Annotated in this window: 11 protein-coding genes and 1 pseudogene; 3 read left to right on the top strand and 9 right to left on the bottom strand. The window is 68.4% G+C overall.

What is annotated here, in order from left to right:
* Positions 1 to 78 precede the first annotated feature (78 nt).
* Positions 79 to 1,074 carry an acyl-ACP desaturase gene (locus B1964_RS08480; protein ID WP_006371353.1) on the bottom strand — a complete coding sequence of 332 codons (996 nt, stop codon included), beginning with the start codon at positions 1,072 to 1,074 and terminating at the stop codon, positions 79 to 81.
* Between the two features lie 141 nt (positions 1,075 to 1,215).
* On the opposite strand from B1964_RS08480, the gene B1964_RS08475 reads away from it, so the two are divergent.
* Positions 1,216 to 1,983: a response regulator transcription factor gene (locus B1964_RS08475; RefSeq protein ID WP_006371352.1), complete on the top strand. Its 768-nt coding sequence runs from the start codon at positions 1,216 to 1,218 to the stop codon at positions 1,981 to 1,983.
* 17 nt (positions 1,984 to 2,000) lie between these two features.
* Here the strand turns inward: B1964_RS08475 and B1964_RS08470 are convergent, their stop codons facing one another.
* From B1964_RS08470 to mqo, 6 genes are all read right to left on the bottom strand, one after another.
* On the bottom strand, positions 2,001 to 3,650 hold the full coding sequence (locus tag B1964_RS08470; RefSeq protein ID WP_006371351.1) for a GAF domain-containing sensor histidine kinase: 1,650 nt from the start codon (positions 3,648 to 3,650) through the stop codon (positions 2,001 to 2,003).
* Positions 3,637 to 5,193: a cobyrinate a,c-diamide synthase gene (locus tag B1964_RS08465; protein WP_079929484.1), complete on the bottom strand. Its 1,557-nt coding sequence runs from the start codon at positions 5,191 to 5,193 to the stop codon at positions 3,637 to 3,639. The genes B1964_RS08470 and B1964_RS08465 overlap by 14 nt, the downstream gene beginning before the upstream one ends.
* Entirely contained in the window at positions 5,187 to 5,804 is a 618-nt protein-coding gene (gene cobO / locus B1964_RS08460; protein ID WP_014359771.1) for a cob(I)yrinic acid a,c-diamide adenosyltransferase, read from the bottom strand. Before cobO ends, B1964_RS08465 begins: the two co-directional genes overlap by 7 nt.
* 101 nt (positions 5,805 to 5,905) lie before the next feature.
* Complete coding sequence (locus tag B1964_RS08455) at positions 5,906 to 7,954, bottom strand: VWA domain-containing protein (protein WP_079929485.1); 2,049 nt, start codon at positions 7,952 to 7,954, stop codon at positions 5,906 to 5,908.
* Positions 7,955 to 7,980: 26 nt separating this feature from the next.
* Entirely contained in the window at positions 7,981 to 8,478 is a 498-nt protein-coding gene (locus B1964_RS08450; RefSeq protein ID WP_079929483.1) for a GNAT family N-acetyltransferase, read from the bottom strand.
* Between the two features lie 36 nt (positions 8,479 to 8,514).
* Positions 8,515 to 10,038, bottom strand: a complete 1,524-nt coding sequence (gene mqo, locus B1964_RS08445) for a malate dehydrogenase (quinone) (protein WP_079929482.1) — start codon at positions 10,036 to 10,038, stop codon at positions 8,515 to 8,517.
* 152 nt (positions 10,039 to 10,190) lie between these two features.
* On the opposite strand from mqo, the gene B1964_RS08440 reads away from it, so the two are divergent.
* Together B1964_RS08440 and B1964_RS08435 are read left to right on the top strand one after the other, a co-directional pair.
* A complete protein-coding gene (locus B1964_RS08440; RefSeq protein ID WP_079929481.1) occupies positions 10,191 to 11,300 on the top strand; it encodes an alpha/beta hydrolase in 1,110 nt (369 codons plus the stop codon).
* 8 nt (positions 11,301 to 11,308) lie between these two features.
* Positions 11,309 to 12,730, top strand: a complete 1,422-nt coding sequence (locus B1964_RS08435) for a mycothione reductase (RefSeq protein WP_014359766.1) — start codon at positions 11,309 to 11,311, stop codon at positions 12,728 to 12,730.
* A gap of 68 nt (positions 12,731 to 12,798) precedes the next feature.
* On the opposite strand, the gene B1964_RS08430 is transcribed toward B1964_RS08435, so the two are convergent.
* Together B1964_RS08430 and B1964_RS08425 are read right to left on the bottom strand one after the other, a co-directional pair.
* Positions 12,799 to 13,623: an alpha/beta hydrolase gene (locus B1964_RS08430; RefSeq protein WP_079929480.1), complete on the bottom strand. Its 825-nt coding sequence runs from the start codon at positions 13,621 to 13,623 to the stop codon at positions 12,799 to 12,801.
* A gap of 37 nt (positions 13,624 to 13,660) precedes the next feature.
* Positions 13,661 to 14,321 (bottom strand): annotated as a pseudogene (locus B1964_RS08425) (cobyric acid synthase CobQ); the annotation flags it as partial.

Genomic DNA, 14,321 nt, shown 5'->3' with positions numbered 1-14,321 from the left:
GGGGGGGGGGGGAGCCGCAACACTGTCCACAACCATCGCCGGTGTCGGCCAACAGGTTCCGCGGGTTGTCGATCACCGTCATGCGCCGGCCCTGGCCTTGCGCTCCTCGCGTTCGAGCGCTCGTTCGCGGGCGCGCTCGAACTTCTCGACCTTGACGTTCATCTCCTGGAGATAGTCGGCGAGCTTGTCGCGATACATCTGGCCGAGTGGGCCGAAGTCGTCGCGCTCGAAGATGCGCCACTTGCGCAGCACCGGCATCACCACCTCCGAAAGGTGTTGCGGGAGATCGTAGATACCGCCCTTGGCGATCAGGACGGCGTTGCGTCGGAAGTTCGGCATGGTGGCGCCGGGCATCTGGAAGTTCGACACGATGCCGTAGATCGCACACATCGCCTGATCGGGGACGAGGTCGAGCGCGCCGGCGACGATGTTGCGGTAGAAGAGCATGTGCAGGTTCTCGTCGGCGGCCACGCGCGCCAGCATGCGATCGGCGATCGGGTCACCGCAGGCCTTGCCGGTGTTGCGATGGCTCACCCGGGTCGCGAGTTCCTGGAAGCTGACGTAGCTGACCGCGAAGAGCATGTCGAAGCTGTGGTCGCGCTGACCGTCGTCCTCGGGCAGCGGATTGAATCCGTGCGTCATGTGCTGCATGCGGGTCTCTTCGAGTTCCACGGGATCCACGCCGCGCGTGACGACGAGATAGTCACGCATCACCGTTGAATGCCGCATCTCCTCGGCGGTCCAACGCCCCACCCAGAAACCCCACGCATCGTCGAGGGTGAAGTTCTCGGCGATCACCCGGTGATAGGACGGCAGGTTGTCCTCGGTGAGCAGGTTGGTGATCATCGCGGCCTTGGCCACCTCGGACAGCTTGGACTGTTCGGGGTCCCAGTCGAGGCCGCCGAGGGCGGCGAAGTTGCGACCGTCGTCCCACGGCACGTAGTCGTGCGGATGCCAGTCCTTGGTCATCTTCATATGACGCTCGACCTCTGCCTCACAGACCGGCAGCAGTTCGCGCAGCAGGTCCGACCCGGTCATCCCGGTGTCGCTCGCGGATCCGATCAGGGTTGTCACTTCGCAGCTCCTAAGTTGGCGATTTGCGTACCCGTGGGTTCCACTCTTGCGAAACCTCACCAGTCCCACGTGAGCCGAAGGTCCCGGATGAGTGGGGACCGACGTCGCGTTCTGCGGCGTCGGGTGCGGTAATTTCGAGTCATGGCCACAGACCCGCGCCCATCCCAGGCCACCCCCGCCGCACCGCCGGCCGCGCCACCGACACCGACACCGACGCCGACACCCCAGACCCCGACCGCCGCGGAGCCATCCGAGGCCGGTCCCGAACACCCCGTGCGGGTGTTCCTCGTCGACGACCACGAGCTCGTCCGGCGCGGACTGCGCGATCTCCTCGGCACCGCCGAGGACATCGAGGTGGTCGGTGAGGCGGCGACGGTCGCCGAGGCGCGGGTCGGCATCCTCGCCGCCCGACCCGACGTCGCCGTCCTCGACGTCCGGCTGCCCGACGGCAACGGGGTGGAGCTCTGTCGTGATGTGCGCGCAGTCGATCCGTCGGTGCGCTGTCTGATGCTGACGAGCTACGCCGACGACGACGCGTTGCTCGCGGCGGTGCTCGCCGGCGCATCGGGTTTCGTTCTCAAACAGATCCTCGGCCGCAACCTGGTGGCCGCGGTTCGCACCGTCGGTCGCGGCGGGTCGCTGCTCGACGACCGCAGCACCGCCGCCCTGCTGGCCAAGCTCCGGGACGGCAAGTCGCAGGCCGACCCGCTCGCGGAGTTGACCCATCAGGAACGCGAGGTCTTCAATCTGATCGGCGACGGCCTGACCAACCGGCAGATCGCGCAGAAGATGTTCCTCGCGGAGAAGACGATCAAGAACTACGTCTCGCGCATCCTGGCCAAGCTCGACATGCAGCGCCGCACCCAGGTCGCGGTGATGGCCACCAAGATCCGCGACGGCAAGGCCTGAGACGGCCCGCAGCCGCCTCAGGCCGGGGTCAGCGGCACCGACCAGGTCAGTGTCGTGCCACCGTGGCCGTGGGATGTTCCGCCCCGGGTGTCGATGTCGAAGGTCCCGTCACATTCCTCGGCGCGACGGGTGAGATTGGCCAGTCCGCGATAGGTGACCGACTTGTCGATGCCCACACCGTCGTCGCTGATCTCCACGCGCAGGACGTCGTCGGCGCTGACCGACACCGAGATGTGTTCGGCGCCGGAGTGCCGCAACGCATTCGACAATCCCTCACGCAGCACCGCGTCGATGTGCGGACCAAGCGTGTCGGGCACGACGGTGTCGACCGGTCCGACGAATTGCACACTCGGGGCGATCGGCGCATGGGCCGACAACTCGGAGACGATGTCGAGTACGCGCCGGCGCAGCGTCGAGGTGTCGTGGTGACCGGAGACGGTCTGCAGGTCGAAGATCGACGTGCGGATCTGCGCGATGGTCCGGTCGAGGTCGGTCATCACCTGCTCGAGGCGGTTGCTGACCGAGTCGTCGACGGAGCAGGCCCCGTTCTCCCGGGCTGCCTGCAGGGTCTGCACGGACATGCCGATGGCGAAGAGCCGCTGGATGACGTGATCGTGGAGGTCGCGTGCGATCCGGTGGCGGTCTTCGAGAACCTCGAGGTCGCGTGCCATCTGCTGCTGTTCGGCGTACACGACGGCCAGGGAGACGATCTCGGCGACACCGGCGAGACCCGAGATCTCCTCTTCCTCCCAGAACGGCTTGCGTTCGGAGGTGATGACCACCCACCCGAAGGTCCCCGAGGCCCGGTGCAACGGCTGCAGCGTCACCCATCGAGCACCCCGGGCGGCCAGGTCCGGGCCCACCTCGTCGGCGGGTAGCACCGTCATCTCCGACGAGGACGGCACCTTCAGCACGCTCGGATCGAGTCCGGTGCGGGTGGCGCCCTCCACCGCCAGTTCGCCTTCCTCGTCGGTGATCAGGTACACGTCGACGGCACCGACGAGTTCACGCACATCCGAGCACATCCGGGACAGGGTGTCCGACAACGCGATTCCGGCGAGCGGCTCGGATCCGCGTCGCACCAGGATCTGCATCCACCGGTGTCGGGTGCGGGCGCGCTCGAACAGTTGCGCGTTGTCGACGGCGATCCCGGCTGCCACCGCGAGGACCGCGACGAGTGTCTCGTCGAGTTCGGAGAACCCAGCGCCGCCTCGTTTCTCGGTCAGATAGATCCGACCGTAGATGGACCCGCGGATGATCACCGGGGCGCCGAGGAAGGTGGTCATCGGCGGATGGTGCGGCGGGAATCCCACCGACGCAGGGTGTTTGGCGAGGTCGGGGACTCGCAGCACGTGCGGATCGTCCATCAGCACCCCGAGCACGCCGCGGCCGACCGGCAACGCCCCCATCAGCGCCCGTTGTTGCGGCGTGATCCCGGTCCAGACGAACTCGCTGAGGCCGCCGTCGGGGCCCCGGACACCGAGGGCACCGTATTGGGCGTCGACCACGCCCACGGCGACCTCGACGATCCGTTGCAGCGCATGGTCGAGTTCGAGCCCCTGCCCGACGAGGAGCACCGCCTCGAGCAGATCCCGCAGGATGTCGGGGTTGTCGACGCCGTGCGACGCGAGTGCGTCGAGGGCCTTGGTCACCTCATGGGCCGGCATGGCTGCTCTCCTCTCGTCGTCGGGTCGCGATGTGCGGCTCTCGGGGCCGGATTCCCGCAGGTGTGTTCGGCGAGACCCGCTGTGTTGCGCGACGTTCGGCGGCCCGAACGAACCGGAGGATCGCGCGCGGCACCGCCACCGGATGCACGTGTAGATACGACGCGTGGACCGAGCCCGCCCCGATGCCGTCGGTGGCCGGCCGCGCCGTGCCGTCACGCCACGCCCAGGCAGGTTGTGCCGCAACGAGTTCGACAGTCGATCGATGGAACTCGTGGCCGGTCACCCGACTGCCCGCCGGGTACAACACCGAGTCGGCGACGGCGACAGCGTCACGGTAGCCGAGGGTCAGGCGCGGACCGAACCGCCCGACACCGTCGATCACCCCGGCCATCGGATGTCCATCGAGTTCGCGACACAGATAGAGCAGTCCGGCGCATTCGGCGTGGATCGGCGCACCGGACCGGGCGAGCTCATTGATGTCCTCGCGCAGAGGTGCGTTCGACGACAACTCTGCGGCGTGTTCCTCGGGGAATCCACCGCCGAGGACGACGCCGGCGGTTCCGTCGGGGAGCAGGTCGATCAGTGGGTCGATGTCGATGGTCTCGGCGCCTGCGGCCCGCAGCATCTCCGCGTGTTCGGCGTAGCCGAAGGTGAATGCCGCACCGGCGGCGACCGCGATGATCGGCTTGGCCGCGGGCGGATCGGTGGGGCCGCGGACCTCGGCGAGCGTGTCGTCGGGTGACCACGCCGGCGCCGACTGTGCGGTGCGGGTACGTGCGGCGGCGACGATCGCGGGAACGTCCAGACCCGCCGACACGGTCGCGGTCATCGCCGCCACCGCGGCGACCGCGTCGGCGCTGCGTTCGGCGGCCGGGATGAGGCCGAGATGCCGTGAGGGCACCGTGAGGCTCGGATCACGGTGCAGCACACCGAAGACCGGAAGTCCCACGCGACGACACGCCTGGCGGAGCACCGCCTCGTGCCGGGGAGAGCCGACCCGGTTGAGGATGACCCCGGCAATCCGGGCTGTCGGCGAGAAGCCGAGGAAGCCGTGTAACAGTGCGGCCAGCGACTGGCTGTGTCCGGCGGCGTCGACCACCAGGATGATCGGGGCGCCGATCAGTGCGGCGACATGCGCGGTGGAGCCGATGCCGTTCGGGTCGGCGCCATCGGGATCACCCCCGACGCGGTCACCACCGTCGGGGTCATGGGAACCGTCGGCACCGATGCCGGTGATGCGGCCGTCGAACAGGCCCATCACCCCCTCCACGACGGCGATGTCGGCACCGCGGGTGCCCCAGGAGAACAGCGGCGCGATGAGGTCGGCACCGACGAGGTTCGGGTCGAGGTTGCGTCCGGTGCGGCCTGCGGCCACGGCATGGTAGCCGGGGTCGATGTAGTCGGGGCCGACCTTGAACGGCGCGACGCGGTGCCCGGCGGCCCGCAGTGCCCCGATCAGGCCGGTGGTCACCGTGGTCTTGCCGCTACCCGAGGCGGGCGCGGCGATCACCACGGCGGGGATCGAGGCTGGGCCGGTCACCATTCGATGCCCTTCTGCCCCTTGCGTCCGGCGTCCATGGGGTGGGCGATCTTGTGCATCTCGGTGACGAGGTCGGCGGAGTCGATGAGTGCCTGCGGGGCGCGACGACCGGTGATCACCACGTGCTGGCGTCCGGGCCGCTCCCGCAACGCGGTCACGACGTCGTCGGTGTCGATCCACCCCCAGTGCAACGGGTAGGTGAACTCGTCGAGGACGTAGAAGTCGTGTTCGGCGGCGGCGAGCCGGCGTGCGATCTCCGCCCACCCCGCGCGGGCGGCCTCGGCGTGATCCTCGGCGGCGTCGGTGTTGGCGCGCAGCCACGACCACCCTTGTCCCATCTTGTGCCATTCGACGGGCCCGCCCTGCCCGGTGGACTCATGGAGTTCGCCGAGCGCGGTCAGCGCCGACTCCTCGCCGACCCGCCATTTTGCGCTCTTGACGAATTGGAACACCGCCACCTTCATGCCGGCGTTCCATGCGCGCATCGCCATCCCGAATGCCGCCGTCGACTTGCCCTTGCCGTCGCCGGTGTGCACGGCCAGGACCGGCATGTTCCGTCGCTGTCGGGTGGTGAGCCCGTCGTCGGGTATCGCGGTGGGGACGCCTTGCGGCACGTGCCTACTCCTTGTTCGCCGATCGAATCCGGTTGTGTGTCCAGGGTGTCACGTCCGGCGCGGCGGTGCGGCCGTCCGGACGGCGTGCCGGCGGTGTGCGCTCAGGCGGCGGGCGGACCGATCCGCGCCGCCGGTGCCGTGTTCGGGCGCACCGATCGGCCGAGGGCCGCCACACCCAGCTCGTCCATCGGGATCAGATCGGCGCGCAGGTGGGCGGCGAGATCAGCGGCCAGGCCGAGACGCACCATTCCCTGCTCGCAGTCGACGACGACCCCGTCGATTCCCTGCCGTCCGATCGACGCGGCCGCAGCACGCGCGCGTGGCGCGGCGTTGGGCCCGGCGGTGGCGCGCCCGTCGGTCAGGACCACGAGCAGTGGACGTCGCTGGGGTTCGATGCGGCGGCCTCGGGCGATCAGCTCCTCGGCGGCCAGCAGACCCTCGGCCAGCGGGGTGCGTCCTCCGGTCCGGACCGACGACAGCCGGCGCACGGCGATGTCGACCGACTTGGTCGGCGGGACGACCAGTTCGGCGCGGGCACCGCGGGCGACGATCACCGCCACCCGATCCCGTCGGGTGTAGGAGTCGCGCAGCAGATCCACACACAACTCGCTGACCACTGCGAGCCTGCGGCGAGCGGTCATCGATCCACTCAGGTCGACGACGAAGACGACGAGGTTGCTCTCCTGCCCGATCCGATGGGCACCGCGCAGGTCCTCTCGACGCACCCGCACTCGTCCGTCCTCCTCGGTCCCCCGGCCGGCGGCATTCAGGACGGTGCCGAACAGGTGGACCGGCGTCCCGGCATCGAATTCCGCCGCGGCGATGGTGTATCCGCGTCGGCTGCGGGCCGCCGAGCGCCGGCCCGGCTCGCCGTCGCCGATCCCGGCGACGGTGAGTCTGCGCATGCGCGGCGCGGTCGTCGAGTCGGTCGGCGCTCCGAAGACACCGCCCGGCCGCGGTCCCGGGGTGGTCGGACCCGAGGCGTCGGAATCGGGCTCGGCGGGTGCGGAACCATCGGCAGCCGAATCGCTGGGAGCCGAATCGTCAGTCAGCATGGATGATTCGGCGGGGTCTGCTGCCGAGCCGTCCGGACCACCCCCATCCGGTTGATCGGTTGCCGGCGCATTCCCGTCCGGCCCACCGCCATCCGGTGGTTCCGGGGTGTCGTCGGGGCCCGCCGCTTCGTCACCGGCCGCGAGTGCGTCGGCGAGCTCCTGATCATCAAGGCCCGACTCGTCGAACGGGTTACGCCGACGCCGGTGCGGCAGTGCGAGTTCGACCGCCACTCGGACATCGTCGGCGTCGACCTCGGATGCGCCGCGCAACGCGGCGTGGGCCGTTGCCGTGCGCGCGACCACGATGTCGCCGCGCAGTCCGTCGACCTGTAGGTGCGCGCAGATACCGGCGATCCGTCGAAGTTGCGCGGTCGGCAGCTCCACGCCGTCGACGAGTCGGCGGGCGTGTGCGATCCGTTGTGCCAGTTCGCCTTCGGCATCGGAATAGGCCGCCGCGAATGCAGTGGGGTCGGCGTCGAACGCCATCCGCCGACGAACGATCTCGACCCGCTCGTCCACATCACGACCCGCGCTCACGTCGACCGCAAGTCCGAACCGGTCCAGCAACTGCGGACGTAGTTCGCCCTCCTCGGGGTTCATCGTGCCCACGAGGACGAAGTCGGCGGACTGGGTGTGTGAGACGCCGTCGCGCTCGATGGTGACCCGACCACTCGCGGCCGCGTCGAGCAGCACGTCGACGAGATGATCGGCAAGCAGGTTGACCTCGTCGATGTAGAGCACACCGCCGTCGGCACGTGCGAGCAGCCCCGGCGTGAACTCGGCCTGGCCGTCGCGCAGCACCCGCGTCAGATCCAACGACCCGATCACCCTGTCCTCGGTGGCCCCGATCGGCAACTCGACGACCCGACCCGCCTGATCGGCCCGTCCCTCGCCGATCAGGGGTCCGAGTCCGCGCACGATGGTGGATTTCGCGGTGCCCTTCTCACCGCGGATCAGTACACCCCCGATACCCGGCGAAACAGCACTGAGGATGAGTGCAAGTTTGAGCCGCTCCTGCCCCACCACCGCGGTGAAGGGGTAGCGGATCACCGGACGAGACGTCGGATCCGCGGTGACCAGGGTCTCGGGGCTCACCGTCTTTGCACTCACCGTCTCGGCACTCACCGGCCGCTCCCGGCGACCCGGATCATCGACACGTGCGGGATGCCGTCCTCGAGGTACTCGTCACTGTCGGCGCGGAAGCCGAACGCCGCGTACATCTGCGCCAGATAGGTCTGCGCCTCGATGCGGCACACATGATCGCCGACCTCCTCGAGGGCCGCCGACAACAGGCGTGCGGCCAGTCCCTCTCCCCGATGGGATCTCTCGGTGCACACCCGGCCGATCCGGAATTCCGGTCGACCGTCGGCGTCGGACCCGTCCTGCATCAGCCGCAGCGTCGCGGCCACCGTGTCGGCGCTTGCCTCGTCATCGGGGACACACCAGAAGTGGCGCGTCGACGGCTCGAGGTCACGGCCGTCGAGTTCCGGATACGGACATGCCTGCTCGACCACGAACACGTCGACCCGCAACCTCAGGATGCGGTAGAGCGTGGTGGGGTCGAGGTCGGCGGCCGGTCGGGACTGCAGGCGGTAGGTACGCGGGCTCGATGACGTCATGATGTCGCCAACTATCTCAGACCGCCGTGGGGTCGGTCACCCCGCAGTCGTGGCCACCGGGTCGTCGCCGGTGATCAGCGGTGCGTTGCCGGTCAGCTGCAGGCTCGCGCTGGTCCAGCCCCACACCTGCCGGAACAGGTCGCGGTTGTCGGAGAGCTTCTGGCCGAACGACGGGATCATCTCGGTGAGCTTCGGTGTCCACGACCGGTACTCGGTCGGGAAGCACTGCTCGAGGACGTTGAGCATCGCGGGCACCGCGGTCGACGCACCGGGCGACGCACCGAGCAGACCCGCGATCGTGCCGTCACCGGCGGCGACGACGGCCGTGCCGAATTCCAGCGAGCCGCCCGCACCCGTCTTGCGGATCACCTGGACACGCTGACCGGCGGTGATCAGCTCCCAGTCCGATCCGAGCGCGCGCGGCACGAACTCCTGCAGCGTCTTGACCCGATCGGCCGGGCTCGCGGCGAGTTCGCTGATCAGGTACTTGAGCAGCCCGAACTCCTTGGGCGCGATGGACATCATCGGGATCAGGTTGCCCGGCTTGACCGACGCGGGCAGATCGGTGATCTTGCCGCTCTTGAGGAATTTCGGCGACCATCCCGCGTACGGGCCGAACAACAGCCCCTTCTTGTGGTTGATGACGCGGGTGTCGAGGTGCGGCACCGACATCGGGGGCGCACCGACCGCCGCCTGGCCGTACACCTTGGCCTGGTGCTGGTCGATGAGATCCGGATTGGTGCACCGGAAGAACTCACCCGACACCGGGAAGCCGCCGAATCCCTTGGCCTCGGCGATCCCCGACTTCTGCAGCAGGTGCAGCGCCCCGCCACCGGCCCCGACGAACACGAACTTCGCATGCACCGACCACTTCTCGCCGGTGCGGCGGTTCTTGAGCTTGACGATCCAGCTGCCGTCGGACTGCTTGTCGAGGTTGGTCACCGCGTGCCCGAAGTGGATGTCGCCGCCCTGGCTCACGAAGTTCAGCAGTTGCTGGGTCAGCGCGCCGAAGTCGACGTCGGTGCCGTCGGTGAACCAGTTGAGTGCGACCGGATCGGAGAAATCGCGCCCGATGGACATCAGCGGCAGCCGCTTGGTGAATTCGCTGGGGTCGTCGATGAACTCCATGCCCTCGAACAGCACCTGGCTCGAGAGCCGCTCGTGACGCTTGCGCAGGTAGTCCACACCGGCCTGGCCATGGGTGAAGCTCACATGCGGGATCGGATTGATGAACTCGTCGGGCGAGGTGAGGATGCCGTTGTCGACGGCGTGCGACCAGAACTGGCGGGAAACCTGGAACTGCTCGTTGATGTTGAGCGCCTTGTCGATGTTGACGTCGCCGTCGGCGGTCTTGGGGGTGTAGTTCAACTCGCACAGCGCCGAGTGGCCGGTGCCCGCGTTGTTCCACGGGTCGCTGCTCTCCGCGGCAGCGGCGTCGAGCCGCTCGAACAGACTGATCGACCAACTGGGTTCGAGCTGGCGCAACAGTGCGCCAAGCGTCGCGCTCATGATGCCCGCGCCCACCAACGCCACATCCGTCTTGATCACCGTTTGAGACACCTGGACCCCAATTCACGCAGCCGGGACGACCCTCGCCCTCTCTCGTGACAGCCATTCTCCCCCATCGGTGGCGCCCGGCCACAAGCACTCCGCGCAACTGTGGGCTGGGCGACATCGACGAGGACCTCCCACCAGCGGCCTAGAGTGGATTCGTGACGTCTTCCCGCGCCCGTGCCGACAGCGCCGATCAGTTCACTCCACAGAAGTCCTCTACCCAGCAGTCCACCACCCCGAAATCCATCAACACCGACACGCCCGAGTGGCAGCCCGACCGGTTCCTCGACCGGTACGAGGTGGCGACCATCGCGCTGTGGCCCGATCCCGACGACGAGGATCCGATCACCGCGACGCTCGTGCGACGCCCGGCTGCCGACCGCCACGCCGAGCACGGCGCGGTGATCTACATCCACGGGTTCACCGACTACTTCTTCCACGAGCCGCTCGCCGACCACTTCGCCGACCTCGGTTATGCGTTCTACGCGATCGATCTGCGCAAGTGCGGCCGGTCACTCGAGTCGCACCACACGCCGCACTACGCCACCGATCTGCAGGTCTACGACGAGGAACTCGATGCGGCGATCGACCTCATCGTCGGCGAGCTCGGCGCCGACACACCGATCATCGTCGGCGCGCATTCCACCGGCGGACTGATCGCAGCGATGTGGCTGGATCGATTGCGGCGCAATGACTCCGAGCGCCACCAGCGCATCGCCGGACTGATGTTGAACAGTCCGTGGCTGGATCTGCAGGGCGAGGCACTGCTGCGCACGTATCCGGTGAGCATGCTGATCAAGACCGTCGCCGCCGTCCGGCCGAAAACCGTTATCCCGCAGGAACTCTCGGCCGCGTACGGCGAGAGCCTGCACGACAGCGCCAACGGTGAGTGGAGTTACGACCTCGAGCGCAAGCCCATGGGCGGCTTCCCGGTCACCTTCGGTTTCCTCAACGCGGTGCGCACCGCGCAGCGCCGCCTGCACCATGGCATCGACATCGGCGTACCGGCGCTCGTCCTGCGTTCGGACAAAACACATTTCAGCCGCAGCTACTCGACGGCGATCGACGCCGCCGACGCCGTCCTCGACGTCACCCAGATCGCCGCATGGAGCGGATCACTGGGCAACCGCGTGACGACCGTCCCCATCACCGACGCCCGCCACGACGTCTTCCTGTCGGTCGCCCACTCGCGCGAGCAGGCCTACCGGGAGGTCGATACCTGGCTCACGAGGACACTCGACGTTGCCACGACCACGAAAGGACGGTGACCGGCCCCGTGCCCGACACCACCATCGACACCACCACCACCGCGCATGTCGATCTCGCGATCATCGGGTCGGGTAGCGGGAACTCGTTGCCCGACGAGCGATTCGCCGACCGGAGCATCGCCATTTTCGAGGAGGGCGTCTACGGGGGCACCTGCCTGAACGTCGGATGCATCCCGACCAAGATGTTCGTCTACTCCTCGGAGGTCGCCGAGATCGCCGCGCACGGCGGCAAGTACGGCGTCGACTCGCGCGTCGCCGGGGTCGACTGGCCCGCGATCGTCTCGCGGGTGTTCGGGCGGATCGATCCGATCTCCCAGGGCGGCAAGCGTTATCGCGTGGAGGACTGCGACAACATCACGGTCTACGACGCGCACGTCGAGTTCGACGGCCGCGACGACGCCGGCCGCTACCGTCTGGTGACCGACGACGCGGTGGTACTCGCCGACGAGGTGGTCATCGCCGCCGGGTCGCGGGCGACGATCCCCGCCGTCATCGCCGCCTCCGGGGTGCGCTACCACACCAACAACGACGTCATGCGCCTCGAGGAACTGCCTCGTCGCATGATCATCCTGGGCAGCGGCTACATCGCCGCGGAGTTCGCCCATGTCTTCGGGGCGTTGGGCACCGACGTGACGATCGTTGCGCGTGGACCACGGCTGCTGCGCAAACTCGATGATTCGGTCTCCGAGCGATTCACCGAAATCGCCGGGGACCGTTGGGATGTGCACCTCGACACCGCCGTCACCGGCGCGGAGAACCTACCCGGCGGCGGCGTGCGGGTGCATACCGCCGACGGCCCGTCCCTGGAGGCCGACGTGTTGCTGGTGGCCGTGGGCCGCGAGCCCAACGGGGATCGGTTGGGACTTGCGACGATCGGACTCGAGTTGTCCGACGACGGCCGGGTCGTCGTCGACGAGCACGGCCGCACCGACGCGGCGAAGGTCTGGGCGTTGGGCGATGTGAGCTCGCCCTATCAGCTCAAGCACGTCGCCAACCACGAAGAACGCGTCGTGCAGGCCAATCTCCTGAAGGGTTGGCAGGCAAGCGATCTGGTGTCCTTCGATCACCGTTACGTGCCCGCCGCGGTGTTCACCCACCCGCAGATCGCCGCGGTCGGACTCACCGAGGCACAGGCCCGCGAGGCCGGCTGGGACGTGACCGTCAAGGTCCAGGCCTACGGCGACGTCGCGTACGGCTGGGCGATGGAGGACACCACCGGGTTCTGCAAACTGATCGCCGAACGAGGTACCGGAAAGCTGTTGGGCGCCCACATCATCGGCCCGCAGGCACCCACGGTGATCCAGCCGGTGATCCAGGCGATGTCCTTCGGGCTGGGTGCAGCCGAGATGGCGCGCGGTCAGTACTGGATTCATCCGGCGATGCCCGAGGTCCTGGAGAACGCACTACTCGGACTCGACCTCGACTGGTGACGCTGCGCTCGTGAACCAACCGGCGCTCGTGACCGGCCGAGGTCCGGGTACCGACGGGCTCCCGGACCTCAGAACACCGCCGAGCGCAGGCTGATCTCGCTGGCGAGTTCGGCAGGCGCCTTCTGCGGAATCCAGTGGTCGATGCCGGGCAGGACACAGAACCTGAAGTCGGAGTAGGCATATCGTCCGCTGCGCTCGGCCTGCTCACGACCCAGAGCCGCATCGCCGTCGCTCCAGACCATGGTCGTCGGGATCTCGACCGGCCCGCACGACATGGTCTTGGCGATGTCGCCGGTGAAGTTCGCGCGGTACCAATTGAGTCCGGCGGTCAGCGCTCCCGGTTCCTTGAGCGGTTCGAGTTCCTCGGCGGTCACCCCGGCGCGACGCAGCAGCACGCCGCCACGGGCCAGGAGTTTCTCCTCGGCACCGTCGGCGATGAAATCCTTGATGTAGGAGGATCTCTCACGCTGGTCACTGCTTGCCAGGGAGTCCCGGGTGGCCGAGGGATGACCGGTGGAGACCGCGACGAAACCGGTGAAGCGGTCGGGATAGCGCGATGCCAGATGCCAGGCGACCAGCCCGCCCCAGTCGTGGCCGACGAGCAGTGCGTAGTGCACGTTCATCGCGTCGAGGATTCCGATGGCGTCGGCGACGAGGTGATCGATGCGGTAGGCGGCGACCTCGCTCGGACGCGCCCCGGGGCTGTAGCCGCGCTGATTCGGCACGATCGTCCGCAAACCCGCCTCGTGCAGGCGGGGCACGACAGCGTCGTAACACTGTCCGTTCACCGGGAATCCGTGCAGCAGCAGCACCCACGGCCCCCGGTCGGGTCCTCCCACGGTGACGTCGAAGGTCAACTCGCCGACGTCCACCGTGCGCTGTTCAGTCTCCACCGGCTCAGCCTAGGTGATCGCCCACGTCGCGCGTGGCTCAACGCGTCCTCTGTTGGAGGGAGTGTCTGATCGTCGGCAGTCCCGGGTCGGCGCCGCACCGCACGATCTCGACGAGCTCGTCGAGGTCCAGATGAGCCGACACCAGATCGGCGATCCGGTCGACCTGGGCGCTGCGTATCGCATCGACGCTGATATCGGCGGCGGGTGCGAAATCGGGTATCCCCGACCTCGCCGCCACCTCGCGGAGGAAATCCCGGCGGAACCCGTCGGAGGCGAGAAGCCCGTGCCAGTGTGTGCCGTACGTCGCCCCGCGTCGCGCTCCCTCCGGACCCTCGGCGTCGTCGACGAGCCACCCCGTCTCTGCCGAGCGCACCACCCGTCCGTGATGAATCTCATAGCCTTCGATACGGTGCCCGGCCGCCGATCCGGACACCCGCCGCACCACCTTGTCGGTACCGAAGGCGACGTCGATGTCGAAGATCTGCAGACCGTCGACCGCCGATGGACCCGCGACGGATTCGATCCCGTCGACGATGCGATGCGCGAGCATCTGGAATCCACCGCAGATGGCCAGCGTCGGGCGGTCGGCGGCGGCCCGGGCGATCAGCGCGGCATCGATGCCCCGCGCGCGCAGCCAGGCCAGGTCCGCGAGCGTCGCCCGGGTGCCCGGGAGGACGGCCAGATCGGCGGCGGGGGCC

This window comes from Gordonia sp. i37, assembly GCF_002043085.1.
Lineage (GTDB): Bacteria > Actinomycetota > Actinomycetes > Mycobacteriales > Mycobacteriaceae > Gordonia > Gordonia polyisoprenivorans.
This window is presented reverse-complemented; position numbering and strand designations above follow the sequence as displayed.

Coding starts and splice junctions, on each gene's coding strand:
- B1964_RS08475 (WP_006371352.1), top strand. CDS start 1,216: ATGGCCACAGACCCGCGCCCATCCCAGGCCACCCCCGCCGCACCGCCG.
- B1964_RS08465 (WP_079929484.1), bottom strand. CDS start 5,193: ATGGTGACCGGCCCAGCCTCGATCCCCGCCGTGGTGATCGCCGCGCCC.
- B1964_RS08470 (WP_006371351.1), bottom strand. CDS start 3,650: ATGCCGGCCCATGAGGTGACCAAGGCCCTCGACGCACTCGCGTCGCAC.
- B1964_RS08450 (WP_079929483.1), bottom strand. CDS start 8,478: ATGACGTCATCGAGCCCGCGTACCTACCGCCTGCAGTCCCGACCGGCC.